The 20,630-nt window shown below is 65.1% G+C and carries 20 protein-coding genes and 1 riboswitch; of the genes, 5 read left to right on the forward strand and 15 right to left on the reverse strand.

Annotated features, from left to right (window positions below):
- Positions 1 to 71: 71 nt before the first annotated feature.
- From BMI91_RS14845 to speB, 8 genes are all read right to left on the reverse strand, one after another.
- Positions 72 to 863 carry a cobalamin-binding protein gene (locus BMI91_RS14845; RefSeq protein WP_078605674.1) on the reverse strand — a complete coding sequence of 264 codons (792 nt, stop codon included), beginning with the start codon at positions 861 to 863 and terminating at the stop codon, positions 72 to 74.
- Positions 863 to 1,609: an ABC transporter ATP-binding protein gene (locus tag BMI91_RS14850; protein ID WP_078605676.1), complete on the reverse strand. Its 747-nt coding sequence runs from the start codon at positions 1,607 to 1,609 to the stop codon at positions 863 to 865. Before BMI91_RS14850 ends, BMI91_RS14845 begins: the two co-directional genes overlap by 1 nt.
- Complete coding sequence (locus BMI91_RS14855) at positions 1,609 to 2,592, reverse strand: FecCD family ABC transporter permease (protein ID WP_078605678.1); 984 nt, start codon at positions 2,590 to 2,592, stop codon at positions 1,609 to 1,611. The genes BMI91_RS14850 and BMI91_RS14855 overlap by 1 nt, the downstream gene beginning before the upstream one ends.
- A complete protein-coding gene (locus tag BMI91_RS14860) occupies positions 2,589 to 3,455 on the reverse strand; it encodes an ABC transporter substrate-binding protein (RefSeq protein ID WP_158522175.1) in 867 nt (288 codons plus the stop codon). The genes BMI91_RS14855 and BMI91_RS14860 overlap by 4 nt, the downstream gene beginning before the upstream one ends.
- On the reverse strand, positions 3,442 to 5,265 hold the full coding sequence (locus BMI91_RS14865; protein ID WP_078605682.1) for a TonB-dependent receptor plug domain-containing protein: 1,824 nt from the start codon (positions 5,263 to 5,265) through the stop codon (positions 3,442 to 3,444). The genes BMI91_RS14860 and BMI91_RS14865 overlap by 14 nt, the downstream gene beginning before the upstream one ends.
- Positions 5,266 to 5,402: 137 nt before the next feature.
- Positions 5,403 to 5,596: riboswitch (cobalamin riboswitch) on the reverse strand.
- Positions 5,597 to 5,625: 29 nt separating this feature from the next.
- Positions 5,626 to 6,672, reverse strand: coding sequence for a DUF475 domain-containing protein (locus BMI91_RS14870; RefSeq protein ID WP_078605684.1), 1,047 nt, complete (start codon positions 6,670 to 6,672; stop codon positions 5,626 to 5,628).
- Positions 6,673 to 6,785: 113 nt separating this feature from the next.
- The gene (locus tag BMI91_RS14875) at positions 6,786 to 7,211 is read right to left on the reverse strand and encodes a DUF1499 domain-containing protein (RefSeq protein ID WP_078520942.1); all 426 of its coding nucleotides are present in this window, start codon (positions 7,209 to 7,211) and stop codon (positions 6,786 to 6,788) included.
- Positions 7,208 to 8,179, reverse strand: coding sequence for an agmatinase (gene speB, locus BMI91_RS14880; RefSeq protein ID WP_078605686.1), 972 nt, complete (start codon positions 8,177 to 8,179; stop codon positions 7,208 to 7,210). Before speB ends, BMI91_RS14875 begins: the two co-directional genes overlap by 4 nt.
- Before the next feature lie 337 nt (positions 8,180 to 8,516).
- Between speB and BMI91_RS14885 the strand changes: the two genes are divergently transcribed.
- The gene (locus tag BMI91_RS14885) at positions 8,517 to 9,482 is read left to right on the forward strand and encodes a homocysteine S-methyltransferase family protein (RefSeq protein WP_078605688.1); all 966 of its coding nucleotides are present in this window, start codon (positions 8,517 to 8,519) and stop codon (positions 9,480 to 9,482) included.
- 12 nt (positions 9,483 to 9,494) lie between these two features.
- Here the strand turns inward: BMI91_RS14885 and BMI91_RS14890 are convergent, their stop codons facing one another.
- Positions 9,495 to 10,505 carry an SLAC1 anion channel family protein gene (locus BMI91_RS14890; protein ID WP_078605690.1) on the reverse strand — a complete coding sequence of 337 codons (1,011 nt, stop codon included), beginning with the start codon at positions 10,503 to 10,505 and terminating at the stop codon, positions 9,495 to 9,497.
- Between the two features lie 323 nt (positions 10,506 to 10,828).
- On the opposite strand from BMI91_RS14890, the gene BMI91_RS14895 reads away from it, so the two are divergent.
- A complete protein-coding gene (locus tag BMI91_RS14895) occupies positions 10,829 to 11,308 on the forward strand; it encodes an RrF2 family transcriptional regulator (RefSeq protein WP_078605692.1) in 480 nt (159 codons plus the stop codon).
- A 246-nt stretch (positions 11,309 to 11,554) separates the two neighbouring features.
- Here BMI91_RS14895 and BMI91_RS20070 read toward each other — a convergent pair whose 3' ends face one another.
- Entirely contained in the window at positions 11,555 to 11,725 is a 171-nt protein-coding gene (locus tag BMI91_RS20070) for a hypothetical protein (protein ID WP_158522176.1), read from the reverse strand.
- 140 nt (positions 11,726 to 11,865) lie between these two features.
- Between BMI91_RS20070 and BMI91_RS14900 the strand changes: the two genes are divergently transcribed.
- Complete coding sequence (locus tag BMI91_RS14900; RefSeq protein WP_078605694.1) at positions 11,866 to 12,225, forward strand: TfoX/Sxy family DNA transformation protein; 360 nt, start codon at positions 11,866 to 11,868, stop codon at positions 12,223 to 12,225.
- 1 nt (position 12,226) lies between these two features.
- On the opposite strand, the gene ndk is transcribed toward BMI91_RS14900, so the two are convergent.
- Positions 12,227 to 12,649, reverse strand: a complete 423-nt coding sequence (ndk, locus tag BMI91_RS14905; protein ID WP_078520946.1) for a nucleoside-diphosphate kinase — start codon at positions 12,647 to 12,649, stop codon at positions 12,227 to 12,229.
- Between the two features lie 274 nt (positions 12,650 to 12,923).
- On the opposite strand from ndk, the gene BMI91_RS14910 reads away from it, so the two are divergent.
- Positions 12,924 to 14,777: an ABC-F family ATP-binding cassette domain-containing protein gene (locus BMI91_RS14910; protein WP_078605696.1), complete on the forward strand. Its 1,854-nt coding sequence runs from the start codon at positions 12,924 to 12,926 to the stop codon at positions 14,775 to 14,777.
- 84 nt (positions 14,778 to 14,861) lie between these two features.
- On the opposite strand, the gene BMI91_RS14915 is transcribed toward BMI91_RS14910, so the two are convergent.
- The 4 genes from BMI91_RS14915 to BMI91_RS19720 form a co-directional block, all read right to left on the reverse strand.
- Positions 14,862 to 16,328: a carboxypeptidase M32 gene (locus BMI91_RS14915; RefSeq protein ID WP_078605698.1), complete on the reverse strand. Its 1,467-nt coding sequence runs from the start codon at positions 16,326 to 16,328 to the stop codon at positions 14,862 to 14,864.
- Entirely contained in the window at positions 16,325 to 17,479 is a 1,155-nt protein-coding gene (ctaA, locus tag BMI91_RS14920) for a heme A synthase (protein WP_078605700.1), read from the reverse strand. The genes BMI91_RS14915 and ctaA overlap by 4 nt, the downstream gene beginning before the upstream one ends.
- Positions 17,480 to 17,623: 144 nt before the next feature.
- Positions 17,624 to 18,304, reverse strand: coding sequence for an FAD-binding oxidoreductase (locus tag BMI91_RS14925; protein WP_078605702.1), 681 nt, complete (start codon positions 18,302 to 18,304; stop codon positions 17,624 to 17,626).
- Between the two features lie 141 nt (positions 18,305 to 18,445).
- Positions 18,446 to 19,429 carry a hypothetical protein gene (locus BMI91_RS19720; RefSeq protein WP_167376020.1) on the reverse strand — a complete coding sequence of 328 codons (984 nt, stop codon included), beginning with the start codon at positions 19,427 to 19,429 and terminating at the stop codon, positions 18,446 to 18,448.
- A 285-nt stretch (positions 19,430 to 19,714) separates the two neighbouring features.
- Here BMI91_RS19720 and infC point away from each other — a divergent pair, with 285 nt between their 5' ends.
- The gene (infC, locus tag BMI91_RS14940; RefSeq protein WP_244176654.1) at positions 19,715 to 20,206 is read left to right on the forward strand and encodes a translation initiation factor IF-3; all 492 of its coding nucleotides are present in this window, start codon (positions 19,715 to 19,717) and stop codon (positions 20,204 to 20,206) included.
- Positions 20,207 to 20,630: the final 424 nt, after the last annotated feature.

A 20,630-nucleotide genomic window follows, 5' to 3' on the forward strand; every position in this document is an offset into this window, starting at 1 on the left:
TCCCGCGGGGTAAGTAGCCTCTGTTCCTGCGCGGACACTCTAGCGCGCGAGGGCTCTATGTCTAAGAACTATTACGCCCGCAACCCCGGATCGGACCAGATCGCGGCCTCCAGCGCGTCGAGCCCATCGGTCAGCGCGGCAGGCCCGGGCTGCAGGATCAGGGTGGATTTGACCTCGTGCAGCCGGTTTCGCGCAACAGCCGGGACGTCCTGCCAGCCTCGCCTTGCGGAAACTTTCTCGGGGCGGAATTTCTTGCCGCACCACGACCCCACGATGACCTCGGGCGCGGCGGCGATCACTTGTTCGGGAGTGACGATGCGATGCTTGGCTTTGCCCTCTCTTGCCAGATCGGCGAAGACATCGCGCCCGCCCGCAATCTCGATCAGTTCCGACACCCAGCCCACGGCGGAGATAAGCGGCTCATCCCATTCCTCGAACCAGACGCGCGGACGGTTGGGGCGCGGCTTCGCGGCGATCTCCGCCAGACGCGTCTCGTAACCCGCGGCGAGCAGTTCCGCCCGCTCGGTGCAGCCCACCAGCGCGCCCACCGTGCAGATCATGTCGAGGATACCCGCGACCGAGCGTTGGTTGAACGCGTGAACGGCGACGCCCTCGCGCACCAGCCCCGCGACGATATCGGCCTGAAGGTCCGAGAAGGTCAGAACGAGGTCCGGCTCCAGCGCGAGGATCTTCGGCAGATCGGCGGAGATGAAGGCCGAGACGCGCGGCTTTTCCTGACGCACCCGTTTGGGGCGCACCGCGTAGCCCGAGACGCCGACGATGCGCGCGTCCTCACCCAGAAGGTAGAGCGTCTCGACCGTCTCCTCGGTCAGGCAGACGATGCGCTCGGCCGGAAATGCCATCAGACCCCCAAGGTGGAAAGCGGTTGAAAAACGGGGCCTTCCGGCGTGTTCTTGAAGTGCGCGCGGATGTGGAAGACCTGCGCAAGAAGCGCCTCGGTCAGCACCTCGCCGGGCGCACCGTCCGCGACCAGCCGCCCGCGATCCATCACCCAAAGCCGGGTGCAATGGCGCGCGGCCAGCCCCAGATCATGCAGCGAGGTGACCACCGCGCCGCCCGCCTGCGCATGGGCGGTGAAGACCTGCATCGTCGCGATCTGCGCCGCCGGGTCGAGGCCTGCGATAGGCTCGTCGGCGAGGATCAGCGGGCTTTCCTGTGCGAGCGCCCGCGCGATCAGCACCCGCGCCTGCTCACCGCCCGAGAGCTGCGTGGCGGCGCGGTCGCGGTAGTTGTCGAGCCCCATTCGGCGCAGCGCCTCCTCCACCGCAGCCGCCCCGCGCGTCGCCTGATCGCGTCCATGCGGCAGCCGCCCCAGCGCCACCAGATCGGCGACCGACAGCCCCCAGGCGATCTCGCGCGCCTGCGGCAGCCAAGCCGCCGCCCGTGCTCGCGCCATCGGATCTAGCGCCGATAGCGAACTGTCCCCGCGATGCGCCAAAAGCCCCATCGCGCCCCGCAGCAGCGAGGTCTTGCCCGCGCCATTGGGCCCGATCAGCCCGATCACCTCGCCCGGCCCGACCTGCGCCGAGACGCGATCGACGACCGGACATTCGCCACGCAGAACGGTGAGGTTTTCCAGCTCCAGCATCAGCCCTCGCGCCCCATTTTGCGGATCATCGACAGGAAGAACGGCGCGCCGACCAGCGCGGTCAGAACGCCCAGTTTCAGGTCGCGCTCGGGCGCGATCACCCGCGTGGCGATATCGGCCAGCGTCAGCATCGCCGCCCCGCCAAGCGCTGAAGCCGGCAGCAGCCGCGAGGGCCGCGCACCCACGGATTTGCGCAACAGATGCGGCACGACGAGGCCGACAAAGCCGATCGCCCCCGCGACAGCCGTGGCCGCACCGACCATCAGCGCCGTGCCGAAGACGATCTGAAGCCGAAGCCTTTTCAACGAGATACCCATCGAAGCTGCAGCATCTTCCCCAAGGCTCAGCGCATCGAGCCCCGCGCCCGCGCGCAGTAGGATCAGCGCGCCGACGATCAGGAACGGCAGCGCCAGCGCGACATGGGTCATCGAGCGGTCGGCAAGCGAGCCCATCATCCAGAACACGATCTCGGCCGCGGCATAGGGCGATGGCGCAAGGTTCAGCACCAGCGCGGTCGCCGCCGCCGCCAGCGCCGAGACCGCGATCCCCGCAAGGATCAGCACCAGCGCCCGACCCTCGCGTCCCGCAAGGATCAGGATCAGCGCGACGGCCACGCCCGCGCCCGCCAATGCGGCCAGCGGCAGGGCCAGCGCGAAGAGCGCGTAGAGCCCGGTCTGGATCGCGATCACCGCGCCAAGCGCCGCCCCCGCAGAGGTGCCGATCAACCCCGGCTCGGCCAGCGGATTGCGCAGGAAGCCTTGCATCGCCGCGCCCGACAGCCCCAGCGCGGCGCCGACGCCGATCCCGAGGATCGCGCGCGGCAGGCGCAACTCGCGCATCACAAGGCCCGCCGCGCCATCGCCCGAGATCAGCGCAGAGAGGCCGTGAAGCGGCGAGATACCCGACGGCCCGATCAACAGCGAGGCTGCGAACAGCACCGCACAGAGGACGGAGAGAAGGATGAGGATCGTGCGATAACTCATTGCGCCAACTTCTCTTTCTCGATTTTACGCCCGAGCGTCGCCAGCGTCTCCACCGCGCCCAGCATCGCCGGTGCGCCGCAGGTCCAGCTTGCATCGCGCAGCCCCCGCACGACCGGCAGATCGCGCAGCACCGGATGCGCCAGCACCTCCTGCGCGCGGCTCGTGCCGGTGCCGCCTTGCGAGCCGCCAACGACCACCAGATCGGGGCGATCCATCACCAGATCTTCCAGCGGCAACCGCCCGCCCCAGTCGAGCCCCGGACCGCTGACGACATTCTGAAACCCTGCCATTTCAAGGATTTGCCCTTCAAGGGTCCGCGGGCCATAGCCGTAACCCGAAGGCCCGATGATCGCAGCTTTCAGCCCCGGCGCAGGCGTCTTGATCGCCGCCAGCCGCGCATCGAAATCCGCGAGCATCTTCGCCGCGCGATCGGGATGGCCGAGCAGTTTGCCCATCGTCTCGATCCGGCCCCGAATTTCGGGCAGCGAGGTGCCGGGCGGCAGTTGCTCTACCCGGATCCCGAGCGTTCGCAACATGCGGATCGTGTCCGGATTCGACCATGTGTCGGCCAGAACGAGATCGGGGTGCAGAATCGAGATTTCCTCGGCACGTCCGTAGTTTACGGGCAGATCTTCAGCCTGCTTCCAATGCACCGACATCGACGGATCGGTCGCGAAATGGCTGACCGAGACGACCTGCGACGGATCGGCCAGCGCCAGCGCCAGCTGATCCGTGCAGAGGTTTATGGATACGACACGCTGCGGCGCTTCGTCCACAGCCTCACCCGCCCGTGCGGAGGAGGTCGCCGCCAAGGCGGCGAAAAGGGCGGCGCAAACCGCCCCTTTCAGATCAGAACCGCGCACGCAGCCCCACATAGGCGGCGCGACCCGAGGTGCCGTAGCCCGGCCAGAGCTGGTAATCGGTGTCGGTCAGGTTCTCGATACGCAGATAGGCCTCTTTGTCATTGCCCAGATCGTAGGTCATCTGCGCGTTCAGCAGGCCGTAATCGGGCTGGCTCTGACGATCGGTGACCACGCGCATATCGGCGGCGAGCGTGAGCTTGTCAGTCACCTGCGCGTCGATCCCGGCGGTCAGCGTATGCCGCCCGAAAGCCGAGTTCCACGTCGAGCCGGCAGAGAGACCGTCGGGGTTCTTCGAGTCCAGATAGGTATAGCCGAGGCTGTAATTGACCGTGCTGGAGATCGGCCCTTTCAGACCCAGCTCCAGACCCTGCCGCTTGGCGGTGCCCGAGGTCTGGTAATAGCTGTAGGTCGTGTTGCTGTAGTCGATCAGATCGTCCACCTCGATATGGAACAGCGTCGCGGTCAGCTTATGCGCTCCGAAATCACGCTCGACCCCAAGGTCGTAGCTCAGCGATTTCTCCGGCTTGAGATCGGGATTGCCCGCATAGCCGTCATAAAGCTCGTAGCCCGACGGCGCGCGGAACCCGTTGCCCACCGAGGCACGCAAGAGAGTCGCGGCATCGGCCTGCCAGGTGACGCCGAGACGGCCCGTGGTGTTGCCGCCGAAATCCGAGTGATCGTCATGGCGCGCCGAGGCGGTCACGTTCACGCCGTCCATCGGCGAGAAGGCATATTCGCCGAAGACGCCCGTATCCGCGGTCAGGACATCGCCCGTGACATAGGTGCCGGTATAGGTTTCCAGCGTGCGATCCGCGCCGAAGGTCACGCGGCCCGGCCCGAGATCGGTCGAAGCTTTCCAGTCGAGTTTGCGGCGTTTGCCCTCGTAGCCATAGTCATAGACCGGATACCAGCGCGAGGTCGTGTAATAGGTCAGACCGAGCTCGTGATCGAGCGGACCTGTCGTGAATTTCGCGAAGAGACGCCCGCCCCGCTCCTTGTGGACGGTGTATTCGTTGCTGTCCGTGGGCGGCGAGCTGAAGCCGTTGTCGAACTCGCCCCGGTCGTTCTGCGCGAAGCCGTTGAAGCCGATCAGCAGATTGTCGGAGATGCGCTTCTGCGCGCGCAGGCTCACGCGATCGGCGCGGTAGCCGTCTTTCTCGGTATTGCCGTTCTTCTTGTCGGCCGCCGAGAAACCAGCGGTGTAGACTTTCGACAGCTGGATCGCGAGCTCGTCGTCACCCTTCTTCCAACCGAAGTTATAGGCCGCATTCGCGGTGTGGTAGGAGCCGAGCTCGAGCTTTACGCTCTGGGTCACGCCATCCTCGGTCGGGCGCGGCGTGTCGAGGTTGATGACACCGGCGACCGCCTGCCCGCCATAGACCGCCGATTGCGAGCCGCGCATGATCTCGACCCGGTCGTAGTTGAACGTGTTGAACCGGCCCAGATCGGGCAGCACCTGCGGCGCGGACGGATCGGAGACGTCGATCCCGTCCACCATAACCTTCACGTAGTTCTGCGACACGCCGCGGATGGTGAAGCCGGTCTGCGCGCCCATCGGCCCGCGCGACAGGATGCCGACGCCCGGCGATTGCGCGATCAGATTGGCAAGGCGGGTCTGGCCCGAACGCTCCAACTCGTTGCGCGACAGCACGGTGACCGCCTGCGCGGTCTTGTCCGACGATTGCGGCTCGAGCGCACCGTGGTAGATCACGATCTCATCGAGTTGGTAAGGTTGGCTGTCTTGCGCAAGCGCAGGGGCTGCCAGCGCGGTGGTGAGCATCAGGCCCATGGTCAAACGGGTGCGGATCATATCCAATTCCCTCGTATCGCGACTCTGTGGTCGCGTGAACTTCGTATCGTAAGTCTTTGGAAATTTGGAATTTCCGCCGACGGTGAGAATGTCACCACTGACGGAAGACCGCCTCCGCTGCGCGCCCCGCACAGGCAGAAAGGATGAGCGCCTCGGCAGGTCTCCTGGCTCGCGGGTCTTGGTTTCGGCTGGCCTTCCCGGGTCGCCCCAGTGGCTCAGTCAGCCGTCACTCGCCGCTCACAGTTGCGGGGGCAGCCCCGGAATGAATGCACGCATCGCACCGGGTTCCCTTTTCATCCGCCAAAGCGGAACCGAAGTGCCCCTGCTGTGCCGCGCGCGCCGCAGTCTGTCAAGAAAATTTCAACTCTCGACGGCGGCTCTGCTGCGCCTGTTGAAGCGGATCGAGGACAGGAGCGCGAGCCCGATCAGCCCCGCCCCGATCAGCCCGGTAATCACCTCGGGCACTTCCACCAGCGTCTGCGCGAACATGACGACGGAAAGGATCAGGATCGACCAGAAGGCGCCGTTCTCGAGATAGCGGAATTCGCTCAGCGTGTTGCGCTCCACCAGCATCAGGGTCATCGAGCGCACATACATCGCGCCGATCCCCAGACCGATCGCGATCAGGAACAGGTTCTGGGTCAGCGCGAAGGCCCCGATCACCCCGTCGAAGCTGAAGGACGCGTCGAGCACTTCGAGATAGAGGAACGCGCCGAGGCCCGCCTTGGCCGTCTCGGCGGCGATATTCGTCCGGTCGAGCACGTGGCTGAGCACTTCGACACCGAGGAAGGTCGCAAGCCCACAGATGGAGGCGAACATGAACTCGTCTTCGCGCCCTTCGGGCAGGATCCAGGTAAAGGCCAGAATGACGAGCAGCACGAGCCCGATCTCGAGGCCGCGGATCGAGGCGAGCGCGCGCAACCGGCGCTCCAACGCTCGGATCCAGTCGACCTCCTTGCCCTCGTCGATGAAATAGGTGAGCGCGACCATCATCAGGAAGGCCCCGCCGAAGCCCGCGATCGACAGATGCGCGTCCTCGATGATCTCGGCATATTCCGCCGGATGTTTCGCGGCCAATTGCACCGCTTCCCACGGTCCGATCCCGGCGGCGATCACGACGATCAGCAGAGGGAACAGGATACGCATCCCGAAGACCGCGATCAGGATGCCCCAGGTCAGGAAGCGACGCTGCCATTTCGGCGTCATCTGGTGCAGCTTGTTGGCGTTGACGATGGCGTTGTCGAAGCTCAGCGAGATTTCCAGCACGGCGAGCACCGCCGTGATCATCAGGAAAGAGACCGCGCCGCCAAGCCCGCCGGTCTGGGCAAATCCCAGCGCGAACGACCCGACCAGCCCCGCAACGGTGACGGCGATGGCCCAGGAGAAATAACGGTACATGATGGTCATGCTGGCTCCGGCTGCATGGAGCCTCACTTAGGCTCCGCCCCCTCTCTTCGCAAGGGAGCGCGCCGTCAGAGTTGATCGCTGTGGCCCGGCAAGCGCGCCTCGGATCAGCCTCCCTACAGCCCTGCCTCGTCGAGCCAGCCCATGATCCGGGCCTTGTTCACGCCGAGATCGGATTTGCCGTAGACGAGATGGCCGCGGATTTGCAGCGTGTTGCCCTCGACCCAAAGCGTGGTGACGTCGGGAAAGCCGAAGAAGGCGGAGCGGGTGACATAGGCCACATGCCCCTCATCGACGCTGCCGGCCACCTGCTTCGTGCGCGCGGTCGCGCGGATGATCTTGTCGAGCGCGGCCATCTGCACCAGTGGGTCGGAGACCTCGCGGGCCGCCTGAAACCCGCCCGTCTCGGGGTGATCGCCGGGCGCTTTTGCCAGACCCTCGACCTTGTAGCGCGCAGGATCGATCGGGGCGAAGCGCACCCAGCCATCGGCCACGGCCACCGCGGCCAGCCCGAGCGCGAGGATCGTCACGGCCCTATTCATGCCGCGCCCTCCCGCAGCCCCCAACCGGCCAGCGCGATCAGCTCGGTCGCGACATGGGCGCCCGCGATGGCCGTCACGCCCGTCGGATCGTAGGGCGGAGAGACCTCGACCACATCGCCGCCGATCAGGTTGATGCCCTTGAGCCCGCGCAACAGCTCTGCCGCCTGCCAGCTGGCCAGACCGCCCCAGACCGGCGTGCCGGTGCCCGGCGCGAAGGCCGGGTCCAGCCCGTCGATATCGAAGGTGATGTAACAGGGCTTGTCGCCCACGACCGCGCGGATGCGTTCCAGCGTGGCCTCGACGCCCTCGCGATGCACCGTAGGCGCGTCCACGATCGTCACACCCAGCGTATCGGGATTGTCGGTCCGGATACCGACCGAGACGGTATTCTCGGCTCTCACGACGCCCGATTTGATCGCCTTGTAGAGGAACGTGCCGTGGTCGATCCGGTCCATATCGTCATCGGCCCAGGTGTCGGAATGCGCGTCGAACTGAATGAGCGCGATCTCCCCATGTTTGGCAGCAGCCGCGCGCAGGATCGGAAGCGTGATGAAGTGATCGCCGCCCAGCGTGATCGGCACGACGCCCGCCCCGAAGATCGCGCCCAGATGCGCCTCGATCCGGCCCGGCACCTCCGGCACATTGGCATAGTCGAAGGGCATGTCGCCGTAATCGACGATGGCGAGTTCCGAGAACGGATCGTAGCCCCAGCCATAGGGGGCGTCGAACGCCTGCAGCGTCGAGGCTTCGCGGATCGCACGCGGCCCAAAGCGCGTGCCGGGGCGGTTGGTCACCGCCTGATCGAAGGGGATGCCGGTCACGGCGATCTGCGCGCCCGCGAGGTCCTTCGTATAGCGCCGCCGCAGGAGGCTGGTGGCCCCGCCGAAGGTGTTCTCGAAGCTCAGGCCACGTGCCTCTGCCCGCGTAAAAGCCTGATCCACTTGGGTTTTCGCATCTTCCAGAGCCATGACTGCCCCTCCTTTTCGCCCGCGAAATCTGCGCTCGCCCTCGCGGGAGGTCAAGCGCCGTCGAGAAGGGGCGGCAGCATACCGCGCCCATCCGCGCTCGGGATGGAGCCCGCGTTTCATGCGTCAGTTCAAGAGGTCACCGCGCGACCGGATCCGAGCCGACAAGAGGCGACGTAGCCACACAATGGACGGCGTGATAAGGTGACCCAACGTCACTCAGACAAGACAAAGTCCGGCACGACCGGATCGACGACCTGCGCCGCGTGCTGATTTCGCCGCCTCTCATGCGCTTTCAAAAAGTTTTCCGAACCGAACCGCGTCACACAAGGAGAGCGTCATGACGTTGCAGAGCACCACGTTTCCCCGAGAGGACGGCATCCTCTACCTCACTGAAGGCGGCACCGAGACCGAGGTGATCTATCGCCACGGCCACGAGCTGCGCGACTTCGCGATGTTCGAGTTGATGAACAAACCCGAAGCGGTGCGTGACATGGAAAACATGTATCGCCGCTATCTCGACAAGGCAGCTCAACACGGGTTCTCGGCGTTGATGTCGGGGTTCGACTACCGCGCGAGCCCGGACTGGGGCGCGAAGCTCGGCTATTCGGCGGAAGGCCTTCGCGAGATGCAGCACAAATGCATCGACTTCCTGCGCGGAGTCTCGCGCGCGTACGAGGACCAGATCGAGTGCATCGCGATCGCGGGCTGTATCGGGCCGAAAGGTGATGCCTATTCGCTCAACCGCGACATCACTGCCGAGGAAGCCGAGGACTACCACGCAACCCAATGCGAGACGTTGAGAGATTGCGGCGTCGATCTGATCTGGGCCGCCACGATCAACAACATCCCCGAGGCGGTGGGGATCAGCCGCGCGGCGGCGCGCGTCGGGCTGCCGGTGAACATGTCTTTCACGCTCGACAGCTCCCACAAGCTGAAATCGGGCCCCACCTTGAAAGAGGCGATTGAGGCGACCGATACTGAGACCGGGGCTGCGCGCCCGGACTCCTACGGGATCAATTGCTCGCATCCGCTGGAATTCGAACCCGCGCTCGAACCGGGAGATTGGGCGCGGAGATTGCGCTCGTTGCGGCCGAATGCGGCGAAGATGGACAAGGTCTCGCTCTGCAAGCTCGGCCATATCGAAGAAGGCGACCCCGAGGAATTGGGCCAGATGATGGGCGATCTGGCAAAGCGCTATCCCGACATCGACATCTGGGGCGGCTGCTGCGGGACATGGGACGAGCATTTCGACCGCATCGCGCATTACGTGCGACAAGCGCGACAGGAACCGCTGCCTGCGTGAACTCCGCCCCCCTCACTCCGGCTGGCAGATCTCTCCGCGCAGGATCGCAAGCCCCGTGCGCCAGACAAGCCCCACGATCACCACGGCAAGGATCGCGAGGAAGGCCACCGCCATGCGCAGATGCGGCTCGGAATGGGCGTATTCGGCATGCAGGAACGTCGCGATGGTCAGCGCCGCAATGGGGAAGCTCAGCGCCCAGAAGCTCATCGCGAAGGGCAGCCGCAGAATGCGCGGCAGCTGCACCGCGACGAGCGCGGCGAAGACGTAGGCCAGCGACAGAAGGATATGCGCGAAAGGATCGACGCCCTGCCCGATCCCGGCCCCGGGCACGATCTGCTCGCCGGTCAGGCGCAGCCACGCGATGAAGGCCACCGCGGGCGGCGCGATCAGGATCACCAGCGTCGGCTGCAGCTTGCTCGGCAAGGGGTCGTGGAAGATCAGCCGGTTGAACACCAGCGTCAGCAGCACGAGCCAAAACAGCGTCCCGGCCGAGAAGAACAGCCAGCTGATCTCGATGAAGCCGAGCTGCGCGCCCGCGACCGGCACGATCACATTGCCCACCGCCGGGATGAACCAGGCCGGGTTCAGCTGCCCGTGTTTGAAACTGCGCGTCCCGATCCAGTTGGTCACGACCGCGAGCGTCATGATCCCCTGCAGGGTCGTGCCCGCCAGCCACAGCAGGAGCGCAAGCGGGGTCGAGACCGTCAGCGCGCCGGTCGCCAGCAGCAACAGCGAGATCGCGACGGTCGGGAAGAAGGCCAGCCGGATCGGGTGATGCCATTCCGCGCTCACAGCTTGCGGGTGCCGCACGGCCTTGGCGAGATAGAAGACCGAGATCAGCACGAAGACCGCAACGGTCAGCGCGAACATCACCTGATAGGGCAACGGCCCGAGCCCGAGCGGCTTGGCCGCCGCGCGCAACGCCAGCGTGAAGCCCCCGAGCCCCATCGTCGTCGCATAGAAGGTGATCGGAAAATGCTCGAGCCGGCTATGCGCGGCACTCGTTTCAGCCAGACTGCTCATCTTGCCCTCCCCGTGGGAATCGTCGCCCGCGCCCGAAATGGCCGCTCCGCGACGGATCAGACCGCCCGCGCAGCGCCGGACCGAACGACACGACGGGCAACACCTCTCATCTACTCACGCGCCCGTGTTTGAGGAGTCTGACAAATGGACGCATTCGCCGCGCCGAGTGCCGCGCGTGTCTCCGTCCAGCGGATATTGCCCCCGGAGGATCCCCGCTGGAGCCCGCCTCTCTGTGTGACGAAAATTTTCAAGGAACGTGACATAGGTCAAACCTGCGAGGTAAACTTACCTATATCACCGCTTCGTGAGCTGGAGGAGTTGCGATGCGTCTGACCACACGAACCAATCTCGCGATGCGCGTGCTGATGTTCTGCGCGGTCAATCCGCACCGCACCGTGCGCAAACACGAGATCGCGGAGGCCTGTAATGCGTCCGAGAACCATCTCGCGCAGGTCATCAACACGCTCGCGCGCGAGAATTTCATCACCACCCTGCGCGGTCGCGCCGGTGGGATGCAGCTTGCCCGCCCGCCCGAAGAGATCGGCGTGGGCAAAGTGCTGCGCGCCTTCGAGGCCGCCCTGCCCTTCGCGGAATGTTTCGATACCGAGACCAACACCTGCCCGCTCCGCGATGCCTGCCTGTTCCGCGATGCTCTGAGTGATGCGCTCGAGGCCTTCTACGGGACGCTGGACCGCAAGACGCTCGCCGATCTGGTCGACAACAACACCGCGCTGGAGGCGATGCTCAGCCTGCCCGGCCTGCAGCCGCTGTCGATCTGCGCAACCGCACGCGCTGCGGAATAACCGCCGCGACATGACGCGCCGATAGGTCCCTATTTCTGACGCATTGCCGTGCGCAGCAGCGCTTTCGTGGCGCCAACGTCACAGTTTCATGACACACGCTCACGGCAAAGAGATCAAAATTCAGTTTCGCTTGACCACCCCTTTTCCCGGCGAGAGCCTGTGTCTACTTGTCGCACCAACGGGAAGACCCCGCTAAACGCGACTCATCACAAGGCTTAGGTCATGCAACAGCAATCGGGCACTCAATCAGGCCAGCAACAGCAAGGCGGCACGAACCGTCCTGGCCAGCAACAAGGCCAAACGGGCAATACGACCCAACAGAACGGCACCGTATTCGACGACTGGGCGTCCATCTGACGCCCTTTCTCGCGCCGCGATGATAGCGGCGCAGGCAGGCTCCGCAACCGGCATCTTCATTCACCGCCGGTTTTCGCGCCGCCCGCCATTCGATCTCTCCTTCGCGCTGCTCTTGCGTGGCGCGAAGTCCGCTCTCAAACTGTCCCGACGCCAGCCCGCGCGATACTGATACAGCGCGCCCCGAAGGACCGTCCGGAACGATGAGCACCTCTCTCACATCCATCAAGGGGATCGGCCCCGCCACCGCCGAAGGCTTTATCCGCGCCGGGATCACCTCGGCCGAGGAACTGCGCGAGATCGGCGGGGACGCCGCCTATGCCGCCTGGATCGAAGTCGGGAACCCCGCCCATTTCATCGGCTATTACGCGCTGCACATGGCGCTGCAAGGCCGCCCGTGGAACGATTGCCGCGGCGCCGAGAAGGCCGAATTCCGCAAGAAATTCGATGCACTTAAGGCGCGGATCGCGGCGAGCGACAGCGCCGCGCCTTCCGCAAAAGAGAAGGGCCGCGCCCGGCTGGACGCGGCCCTCTCGGAAATTGGTCTGATCGCGAAACGCTAGATCAGCCGACGATCTCGAGACCCGAGAAGAAGAACGAGATTTCTTCCGCAGCGGTTTCCGGAGCGTCGGAGCCGTGCACCGAGTTCTCACCCACGGAGAGCGCGTATTCCTTGCGGATGGTGCCCTCGTCGGCTTCCGCCGGGTTGGTCGCGCCCATCACTTCGCGGTTCTTGGCGATCGCGCCTTCACCCTCGAGCACCTGAACGACGACCGGCTCGGACGCCATGAACTCGCACAGTTCGCCGTAGAAGGGGCGCTCTTTGTGGACTTCGTAGAACTTGCCGGCCTGATCCATGGTCAGCTGGATGCGCTTCTGCGCGACGATGCGCAGACCTGCTTCCTCGAACTTGGCGTTGATCTTGCCGGTAAGGTTGCGCTTGGTCGCGTCGGGTTTGATGATGCTCAGCGTGCGTTCGATGGCCATGTGTGACCCTTTCCTTGTGGTTCGTGGCCGGTATCCGGTCCGAAATATCTGCCGCGCCTGCTACCATGCAGGGGAAGCCTTGAAAAGCCCTCATGGGCGGGGCTGCGGCGACTCTAGATTGGGTTTGTGACCGTTTGGTCAAGGCCGATCGGCAGGTCGCCGCGCGGGTTTGCGCCCGCAGATGCCTCCGGCGGGGATATTTTTGCCAAGCCGAAGGGGCCGCGGCGCGCAGCAGCGATTGACTGTTGCCCGCCCCTGCGCCAAGTCAGGCCCCATGTTGCGCATCTCCGATATCTCCTTTTCGATCGAAGGCCGTCCGCTGTTCGCGAACGCCTCCGCCACCATCCCCGAAGGCCACAAGGTCGGCCTCGTCGGCCCCAACGGCGCGGGCAAGACGACACTGTTCCGGCTGATCCGGGGCGAGCTGACGCTGGATGGCGGCGAGATCGGCCTGCCCTCTCGGGCCCGGGTCGGCGGCGTGGCGCAGGAAGTGCCGTCCTCTTCGACTTCGCTGCTCGATACGGTGCTGGCCGCCGACGAGGAACGCGCGAGCCTTCTGGCCGAAGCCGAGACGGCGACCGACGCGCATCGCATCGCCGAGGTGCAGACGCGGCTGGTCGATATCGACGCGTGGTCGGGCGAGGCGCGGGCGAGCGCCATCCTGAAGGGTCTCGGCTTCGACATGGAGGCGCAAAAGCGCCCCTGTTCGGATTTCTCCGGCGGCTGGCGGATGCGCGTGGCGCTCGCGGGCGTGCTGTTCGCACAGCCCGATCTGCTGCTCTTGGACGAACCGACGAACTATCTCGATCTCGAAGGCGCGCTCTGGCTGGAAAGCTACCTGATGCGCTACCCGCATACGGTGATCGTGATCTCCCACGACCGCGATCTGCTCAACCGCGCCGTGGGCTCGATCCTGCATCTCGAGGATCGGCAACTCACGCTTTATCAAGGCGGCTACGACACGTTCGCCCGCACCCGCCGGCTGCGCCGCGAGGCGCAGGCAGCCCAAGCCAAGAAGCAGGAGGCCCGCCGCGCCCATCTGCAGGGCTTCGTGGATCGCTTCCGCGCGCAGGCCACCAAGGCCAAGCAAGCGCAGGCGCGCGTCAAGATGCTCGAGAAGATGGAGCCGATCACCGCCCCCGAAGAAGCGGCGAAACAGGTCTTCACCTTCCCCGCGCCGGAACAGCTCTCGCCGCCGATCATCGCGATGGAAAACGCCGCCGTGGGCTATGGCGGGCCCGCGATCCTCAAGCAGCTCAACCTGCGCATCGATCAGGACGACCGGATCGCGCTGCTGGGCCGGAACGGCGAGGGGAAATCCACGCTTTCCAAACTCTTGGCGGACAAACTTCAGGTGATGGACGGCAAGATCACGCGCTCGTCCAAGCTGCGGATCGGCTATTTCGCGCAGCATCAGGTCGACGAGCTGGACCTGAAAGAGACGCCGCTGACCCATCTCAAGCGCGAGCGCCCCGACGAGCATCCCGCCAAGCTGCGCGCGCGGCTTGCAGGCTTCGGCCTCGGTGCGGATCAGGCCGAAACGGCGGTGGGCAAGCTCTCGGGCGGGCAGAAGGCGCGGCTGTCCCTGTTGCTGGCGACGCTCGATGCGCCGCATCTCTTGATCCTCGACGAGCCGACCAACCACCTCGACATCGAGAGCCGCGAGGCGCTGGTCACCGCGCTCACCGAATATTCCGGCGCGGTGATCCTTGTCAGCCACGACATGCATCTGCTGGGGCTGGTGGCCGACCGGCTCTGGCTGGTCAAGGGCGGCGCGGTGGCGCCCTATCAGGGCGATCTGGAAAGCTACCGCGCGGAGTTGCTGGCACCGCCGCCCGAGGACAAGCCCGCGAAGTCGGCCGCACCGAAAGCCGCGAAACCGTCGCGCTGTGCAATGACCACGATGAAGCGCGAGGTCCGCGACTGCGAGGCCCGGGTCGAGAAGCTGAGCGACATGCTCGAGAAGCTCGACGCGAAACTCGCCGATCCCACGCTCTACGAGCCTGAAAAAGCCCGAGATCTCGCGATCTGGCAGGCGAAGCACACTGAGGCGACCAAGGCGATGGAGAAGGCCGAGGCGCTCTGGATGGCGGCGCTGGAAAAGCTGGAAACCGCCGAGCAGGACTGAGATCGATGAAGGGGCCGCGCGCCCCTTCTTCTCGATCCAAATATCCCCGCCGGAGGCACCTGCCCCCTCAACCAGCGCGGCGCATCACAGCTTGTAGATGCCCTCGAATTTCCGCGTCAGATAAGCCAGAAGCGGCGTCTCGGTCGGCTCGAACCCGCAGGCGTTCTGGATCGTCTCGCGCGGGGTGCGCAGACCGCCATGGACACGCAGGTTTTCGTCGAGCCATTGCTTGGCCGGGCTCGCATCGCCCTCGGCCAATGCCGCGTCGATGCCGGGCGTGACCGCGCGCATTGCCTCGTCCAGACAGCCCGCATAGACATTGCCCAGCGCATAGGTCGGGAAATAGCCGAACAGCCCCACCGACCAATGCACATCCTGCAGGAAGCCCTGGCTGGGCTTAGTGACCTTCACGCCGAAATCCTGCTCGAAACGGGCATTCCACGCCTCTTCGAGATCCGCGACTTCCAGCTTGCCCGAGATCAGATCGCGCTCCAGATCGAAGCGCAGCATGATGTGGAGATTGTAATTCAGCTCGTCCGATTCCGTGCGGATGAAGCCCATATCGACGCGGTTGACCAGCGCGTGGAAGGCCTCCGTATCCATGCCGAGATCGCCGAACGCATCGGTCATGCGCTGATGCAGCCAGCCGGCGAACGGGACCGAGCGGCCCAACTGGTTCTCGTAGATCCGGCTCTGGCTTTCGTGCACGCCCATCGAGACGCCATGGCCCAGCGGCGTGAAGCGATAGGCCGGGTTGATCGCCTGCTCATAGGTGGCGTGACCGACCTCGTGGATCGTCGAGTAGATATTGCCGAACGGGTCGCTCTCGGAAATCCGGGTGGTGATGCGCGCATCGTCGCCGCCGCCCGAGGAGAACGGGTGGACCGACATATCGAGCCGTCCGCGCGTCCAGTCATAGCCGAAGGCAGAGGCGCATTTGCGCGCCAGCCGCAGCTGCGCGTTCTCGGGGAAGACCTTGTCGAAGGGCTGCGGCGAGACCTCCGAGCCCAGCACCCGGTCGCGCAGCTCCACCAGCGGACCGCGCATCCGGTCGAAGACCGTGGCGATTTCTTTCGACGTCGCGCCCGGCTCATAGTCGTCGAGCAGCGCATCGTAGAGATTGCCCTCGGACAGGCATTCGGCCTCTTCGCGCTTGAGGCGCACGACTTCTTCGAGCGTCGGCAGGAAGGCGGAGGCATCCTCATTGGCGCGGGCCTCGGCCCAGATGCCCTGAGACAGCGAGGTCAGCCGCGCCATCTCGGTCGCAAGGCGCGCCGGGATGCGGGTCGCGCGGTTGTAGCTGCGTCCCACCAGATCGAGGACGCGCGCGCTGACCGCATCATCGGCCTCGGCGCGGGCCAGCCAGTCCTCGATGCGCGGATCGGTGCGGCGCGCATGCAGCACCGATTCCAGCGCGGCGGACTCCTCGGCGCGCTGATCGGCGGCGCCGCGCGGCATCATCACCTCTTGGTCCCAGCTCAGGAGCCCGGCGATATTGCCCAGCGCTTCGGTTTCGCGCTGATGCGCGAGCAGGTCCTGATAGGCGCTCATACGCGGCCCTCCCGGATGGAACGAACAAGGGGGAAGCGCGCCATGTGACGCGCGCGGATCACGAGGACCCAGGTGATGATAGCACCGAATTGGTGGATGAGCCCCAGCCACCAGTAATTCACCAGCTCAAGCGCGGTGGTGATGCCCAGCACCATCTGGAAGAAGATCATCGCCGCCATCAGCGCGAAGGCTTCCTTGGTGCGCGGATGGGCCGAGCTGCGCGCGCGCCATGCGGCGTAAAGGCCGGAGGCGAAGACGAGATAGCCGACCATGCGGTGCAGGAACTGCACGAGCGCCGGGTTCTCGAAGAAGTTGCGCCAGATCGGCGTGTAGTCGAAGCTCTCCGACGGCAGGAACTGCCCGTTCATCGAGGGCCATGTCGGGAAGGCGAGGCCTGCGTCGATCCCCGCGGTCAGCGCGCCGAGGATGATCTGCACGAACACGAGCCCGATCAGCACCGAGCCGATCCGGCTCAGGCGCGGCTCGGCCAGACGGCGGGCCTGCAGCAGCGCCGATTCCGGGCGCGAGAGCTGCAGCGCGAACCAGGAGATCAGGCCGAGGATGATGAAGGCGAGGCCTAGGTGCGTGGCCAGCCTGTAGGAGGCGACCGATGTCATCCGCCCCACGAGGCCCGAGGACACCATCCACCAGCCGATCGCGCCCTGCAGACCGCCCAATATCCCGAGGCTGAACAGTCGCCCTGTCCATCCCGTCGGGATTTTCTTGGTCAGCCAGAAGCCGATGAAGCCGATGAACCAGACCATGCCGATCAGGCGGCCCAGCTGCCGGTGGCCCCATTCCCACCAGAAGATGCCCTTGAACTCGGACACGGTCATGTTGGGGTTCATGTATTTGAACTGCGGGCTCTCTTTGTAATGGGTGAATTCCGCCTGCCAGTCCGCATCGCTCATCGGCGGGATCGCCCCCGAGATCGGGTCCCAGCGCGTGATCGACAGCCCGCTATCGGTGAGGCGCGTGGCCCCGCCCACGGCGATCATCGCCACGACCAGCGTGAACAGCACAAACAGCCACATCCGGATCGCCCGGCGCGCGCCGCGGGGCTTTGCGTCGATCATGCCGCCCTTGGGTTCGGCCCGCGTGGTGGTGCCCTCCGATCCAACTTCCTCGAAGATGCTGCGTTTCTCGCTCATGCGTGCGGACCCCCGGCTTGTCTGTCGCCTGTTCTCGGCAAAAATTTGCGCGAGGGCAAACTAGGCCGCCCCCTCACCGGGGGCAAGGGGGCGGGAAGGCGCAGGGCGCGCGGTCTCGGGGCACTTAGACGTGATCGAACAGCCTCAGTCGAAATCCTCGCGGATGATGCGATCTTCCGCCACGCCGAGGTCCTTCAGCGTGGCCTCGATCTCATCGACCATCTTGTCGGGGCCGCAGATGTAGAACTTGCCGCTCTCCTTCTCGACGAAGGGCGCGAGGAAGCCGCGATCGACATGCATCGAAACGACGCCCTTGCCGGGGTCGCTCTGGTCGGTGACGGCCCAGACGGTCTCCAGCCCCTTCATCGCCTCGAACTCGTCGCGCAGGATGATGTCGGCTTCCGTCTTGTTCGAGAAGATCAGGCGGCAGCCTTCGAGCGTCCCTTCGCGGGCCAAACGCGCGCGCAGGATCGAGATAAAGGGCGTCACCCCTGCCCCGCCTGCGATGAAGGTGCCGGGGCCTTCGTCCTTGATCGCGCCCCAGGGATCGGAGACTTCCACCGCCTCGCCGGGCGTGAGCGTCGCGATCTGCTCGGTCACGCCGTCATGGTCGGGATAGCTCTTGATGACGAATTCCAGCTTGTCGCCATCTATCGGGTTGGTGAAGGTGAACGGACGCTGCTCGTCGGTCCAGCCTTCGCGGGTCAGGTTCAGATCGACCGCCTGACCGGGGGCGAAGTCGAAGCCTTCGGGGCGCGGGAAGACGAGGTGATGCGTGTCATGGGTGACGGGGGAAATGCTTTGCAATTCGAGACGGGTGCTCATGGCGGGCTCCTTTCGTTGAAGAGCGAACGCGAGGCTTTGCGCAGACGTTCCCACCCGACTGGGCGGATAGCAAAGAAAAGGGCCGCGCGAGGGAATGTCGCGCGGCCCTTCGGTCTCAGCGGATGTGGCGGCAGATGGGGATCAGAAGCCCAGCGCCGCGCGGATCTGATCGACCACACCTTCGACGAGTTGCGGATTGTCACGCGCGCTCTGCACCGCCGTGCGCAATTGCTCCTTCGTTGCTTCGGGCAGCTCGGACGTGTCGACGATATCCATCACCCGATCCGCGTCGAATCCTTCTACGGTCAGCGCCTTCGCCGCGCTCATGACGCCCTGCGCCGGCACCGGCTTCTGGGTGTCGCCACCGCTCGCGGTACCTGCGGGGGCCGCCGACTGTGCGGCATTGGTCGCAGCGGCTGCGGCGTCGGCGGCGGCATTGGCGGCTTGGCTGGCGGCATCGGCTGCCGCTTTTGCCGCCGTGCTCGCGCCTTCGACAGCGCTATCGGTCGCCTCCTCTTGCGCCCCGCTGGCCGCCGAGGCGGCCGCATTCGCAGCTTTCGCGGCCGCTTCCGCCGCCGTCGTTGCAGCCTTCGCGGCATCGGTGGCAGCCGCGCTGGCCGTATCGCTTGAGGAATCCATCGTGGCTGTCGCGGCCTTACTTGCAGCGGAGGCGGCGTCCTTGGCCGCGTCACTCGCGTCGCTTGCCGCCTGCTGCGCGGTCTCGGTTGCTTTCGAGACGGCGTCGGCGGCGCTTTGGGCGGCATCGGAGGCGGCGCTTTGCGCCTGATCGGCCCCGCTCTGCGCAGCCTCTTTCGCGGCATCGGCGGCATCCGCCGCCGCGTTCGAGCCCGTATCCATCGCGCCCGAGGCCTTTTCCTTCACGCTATCGGCCGCGTCGGACGCCGCCTGGCTCGCCTTGTCAGCGGCGGCCTTAACCGACTCGCCCGCAGACTTCACCGCATCGCTGGCCTTATCGGCCATGCTCTTGTCGCCAGTCTCAGTGCCTGCCGCTGCGTTTGTCGTCGGATCGGTCGCGTCGGGCGAGTCTGTGATATCGGTATTGAGGATGATCAATCCGGCGGCCACCGCCAACACCACGATCGCCGCTGCCACAATCTTGTTCATCACGCTTTTTCCCTTGATTGTCTCTCTCTGCGGGCACTATTCACCCCGCCTCGACCACTGGGCACAACCACGCACACGGACCGCAATCGCGCCGCAAATGCATTTGCCCTGCCCGGCAGGACACAACGCGTTTCCTCCCTGCCCGGTTCCCGTGCCTTTGCGGTTGAATACGGCGGCACTCGGGACTATCTTTTCCGCCCGAAATTACTCAATGGCTACAGAAGGATTCCCACCATAGCCCGCAGACCCCATAACGCCCCGCCGACCCGTGACACCGGCCCCCGAGTGAACGGCCGTATCCGCGCGAACGAGATTCGACTCATTGGCGCGGAAGGCGAGAATGTCGGCGTGGTTACCCCGCGCGAAGCGATGACCATGGCCGAAGAGGCCGGGCTCGATCTCGTCGAGATCTCGCCCAACGCCAATCCGCCCGTCTGCAAGATCATGGATTTCGGCAAGTTCAAATACGAACAGCAAAAGCGCGAAGCCGAAGCCCGCAAGAAGCAGAAGACGATCGAAATCAAGGAAGTCAAATTCCGCCCGGGCACCGATGTGCACGACTATGACGTCAAGATGCGCAACGTGGTGAAGTTCCTCGAGAACGGCGACAAGGTGAAGGTCACCCTGCGCTTCCGTGGTCGCGAAATGGCGCACCAGGATCTGGGTCTCGAATTGCTCAACCGCGTCCGCACCGATGTGGGCGAGCTTGGCAAGGTCGAAAACATGCCCAAGCTCGAAGGCCGCCAGATGGTGATGATGATCGCGCCGGCGAAATAACCGCCCGAGCAGATCAGAAACTGTTTGAACCCTCCCCTCACCGGGAGGGTTTTTTTCATGGGCCGTCGCGGGTGGCTCGTACATTTCGAGGGGAGGAAAAATTAAAGCGCCGCGGGAGGGAGACCCGCGGCGCATTTTGGGGAAGAGACGAGGGAGAACGTCTGTTCCTCTGGTCGGGTTCTGTGCGGTTTGGGCCGCGTCAGGGAGATCAAGAACCCGATGCACTTGTGATATGGGAGTATCCGTGTGCTGAACTTGACTTAGGTCAAAATTCACCCGGTTTGAACTGCGACAAACTGTTCCAATGGTCACGTTTCTGGCAGGGTCGGTGAGCCGCGTGTGAGGAAAACCTTACCAGAAGCCTGACACCCCGCCTTCGGACCTGTCTTTTCGGGCTCTCAAAGCACACGGCGCGATCACGCAA

This window comes from Thioclava sediminum, from assembly GCF_002020355.1.
Classification (GTDB): domain Bacteria; phylum Pseudomonadota; class Alphaproteobacteria; order Rhodobacterales; family Rhodobacteraceae; genus Thioclava; species Thioclava sediminum.

Excerpts from the sequence above, each read along its gene's own strand:
- BMI91_RS14900 (WP_078605694.1), top strand. The coding sequence starts at position 11,866 with ATGAGCACCTCTCTCACATCCATCAAGGGGATCGGCCCCGCCACCGCC.
- BMI91_RS14910 (WP_078605696.1), top strand. The coding sequence starts at position 12,924 with ATGTTGCGCATCTCCGATATCTCCTTTTCGATCGAAGGCCGTCCGCTG.
- BMI91_RS14855 (WP_078605678.1), bottom strand. The coding sequence starts at position 2,592 with ATGAGTTATCGCACGATCCTCATCCTTCTCTCCGTCCTCTGTGCGGTG.
- BMI91_RS14870 (WP_078605684.1), bottom strand. The coding sequence starts at position 6,672 with ATGACCATCATGTACCGTTATTTCTCCTGGGCCATCGCCGTCACCGTT.
- BMI91_RS14845 (WP_078605674.1), bottom strand. The coding sequence starts at position 863 with ATGGCATTTCCGGCCGAGCGCATCGTCTGCCTGACCGAGGAGACGGTC.
- BMI91_RS14915 (WP_078605698.1), bottom strand. The coding sequence starts at position 16,328 with ATGAGCGCCTATCAGGACCTGCTCGCGCATCAGCGCGAAACCGAAGCG.
- BMI91_RS20070 (WP_158522176.1), bottom strand. The coding sequence starts at position 11,725 with ATGAAGATGCCGGTTGCGGAGCCTGCCTGCGCCGCTATCATCGCGGCG.
- ndk (WP_078520946.1), bottom strand. The coding sequence starts at position 12,649 with ATGGCCATCGAACGCACGCTGAGCATCATCAAACCCGACGCGACCAAG.
- ctaA (WP_078605700.1), bottom strand. The coding sequence starts at position 17,479 with ATGAGCGAGAAACGCAGCATCTTCGAGGAAGTTGGATCGGAGGGCACC.
- speB (WP_078605686.1), bottom strand. The coding sequence starts at position 8,179 with ATGGCTCTGGAAGATGCGAAAACCCAAGTGGATCAGGCTTTTACGCGG.
- BMI91_RS14890 (WP_078605690.1), bottom strand. The coding sequence starts at position 10,505 with ATGAGCAGTCTGGCTGAAACGAGTGCCGCGCATAGCCGGCTCGAGCAT.
- BMI91_RS14875 (WP_078520942.1), bottom strand. The coding sequence starts at position 7,211 with ATGAATAGGGCCGTGACGATCCTCGCGCTCGGGCTGGCCGCGGTGGCC.
- BMI91_RS14850 (WP_078605676.1), bottom strand. The coding sequence starts at position 1,609 with ATGCTGGAGCTGGAAAACCTCACCGTTCTGCGTGGCGAATGTCCGGTC.
- BMI91_RS19720 (WP_167376020.1), bottom strand. The coding sequence starts at position 19,429 with ATGAACAAGATTGTGGCAGCGGCGATCGTGGTGTTGGCGGTGGCCGCC.
- BMI91_RS14885 (WP_078605688.1), top strand. The coding sequence starts at position 8,517 with ATGACGTTGCAGAGCACCACGTTTCCCCGAGAGGACGGCATCCTCTAC.
- BMI91_RS14895 (WP_078605692.1), top strand. The coding sequence starts at position 10,829 with ATGCGTCTGACCACACGAACCAATCTCGCGATGCGCGTGCTGATGTTC.
- BMI91_RS14925 (WP_078605702.1), bottom strand. The coding sequence starts at position 18,304 with ATGAGCACCCGTCTCGAATTGCAAAGCATTTCCCCCGTCACCCATGAC.
- BMI91_RS14865 (WP_078605682.1), bottom strand. The coding sequence starts at position 5,265 with ATGATCCGCACCCGTTTGACCATGGGCCTGATGCTCACCACCGCGCTG.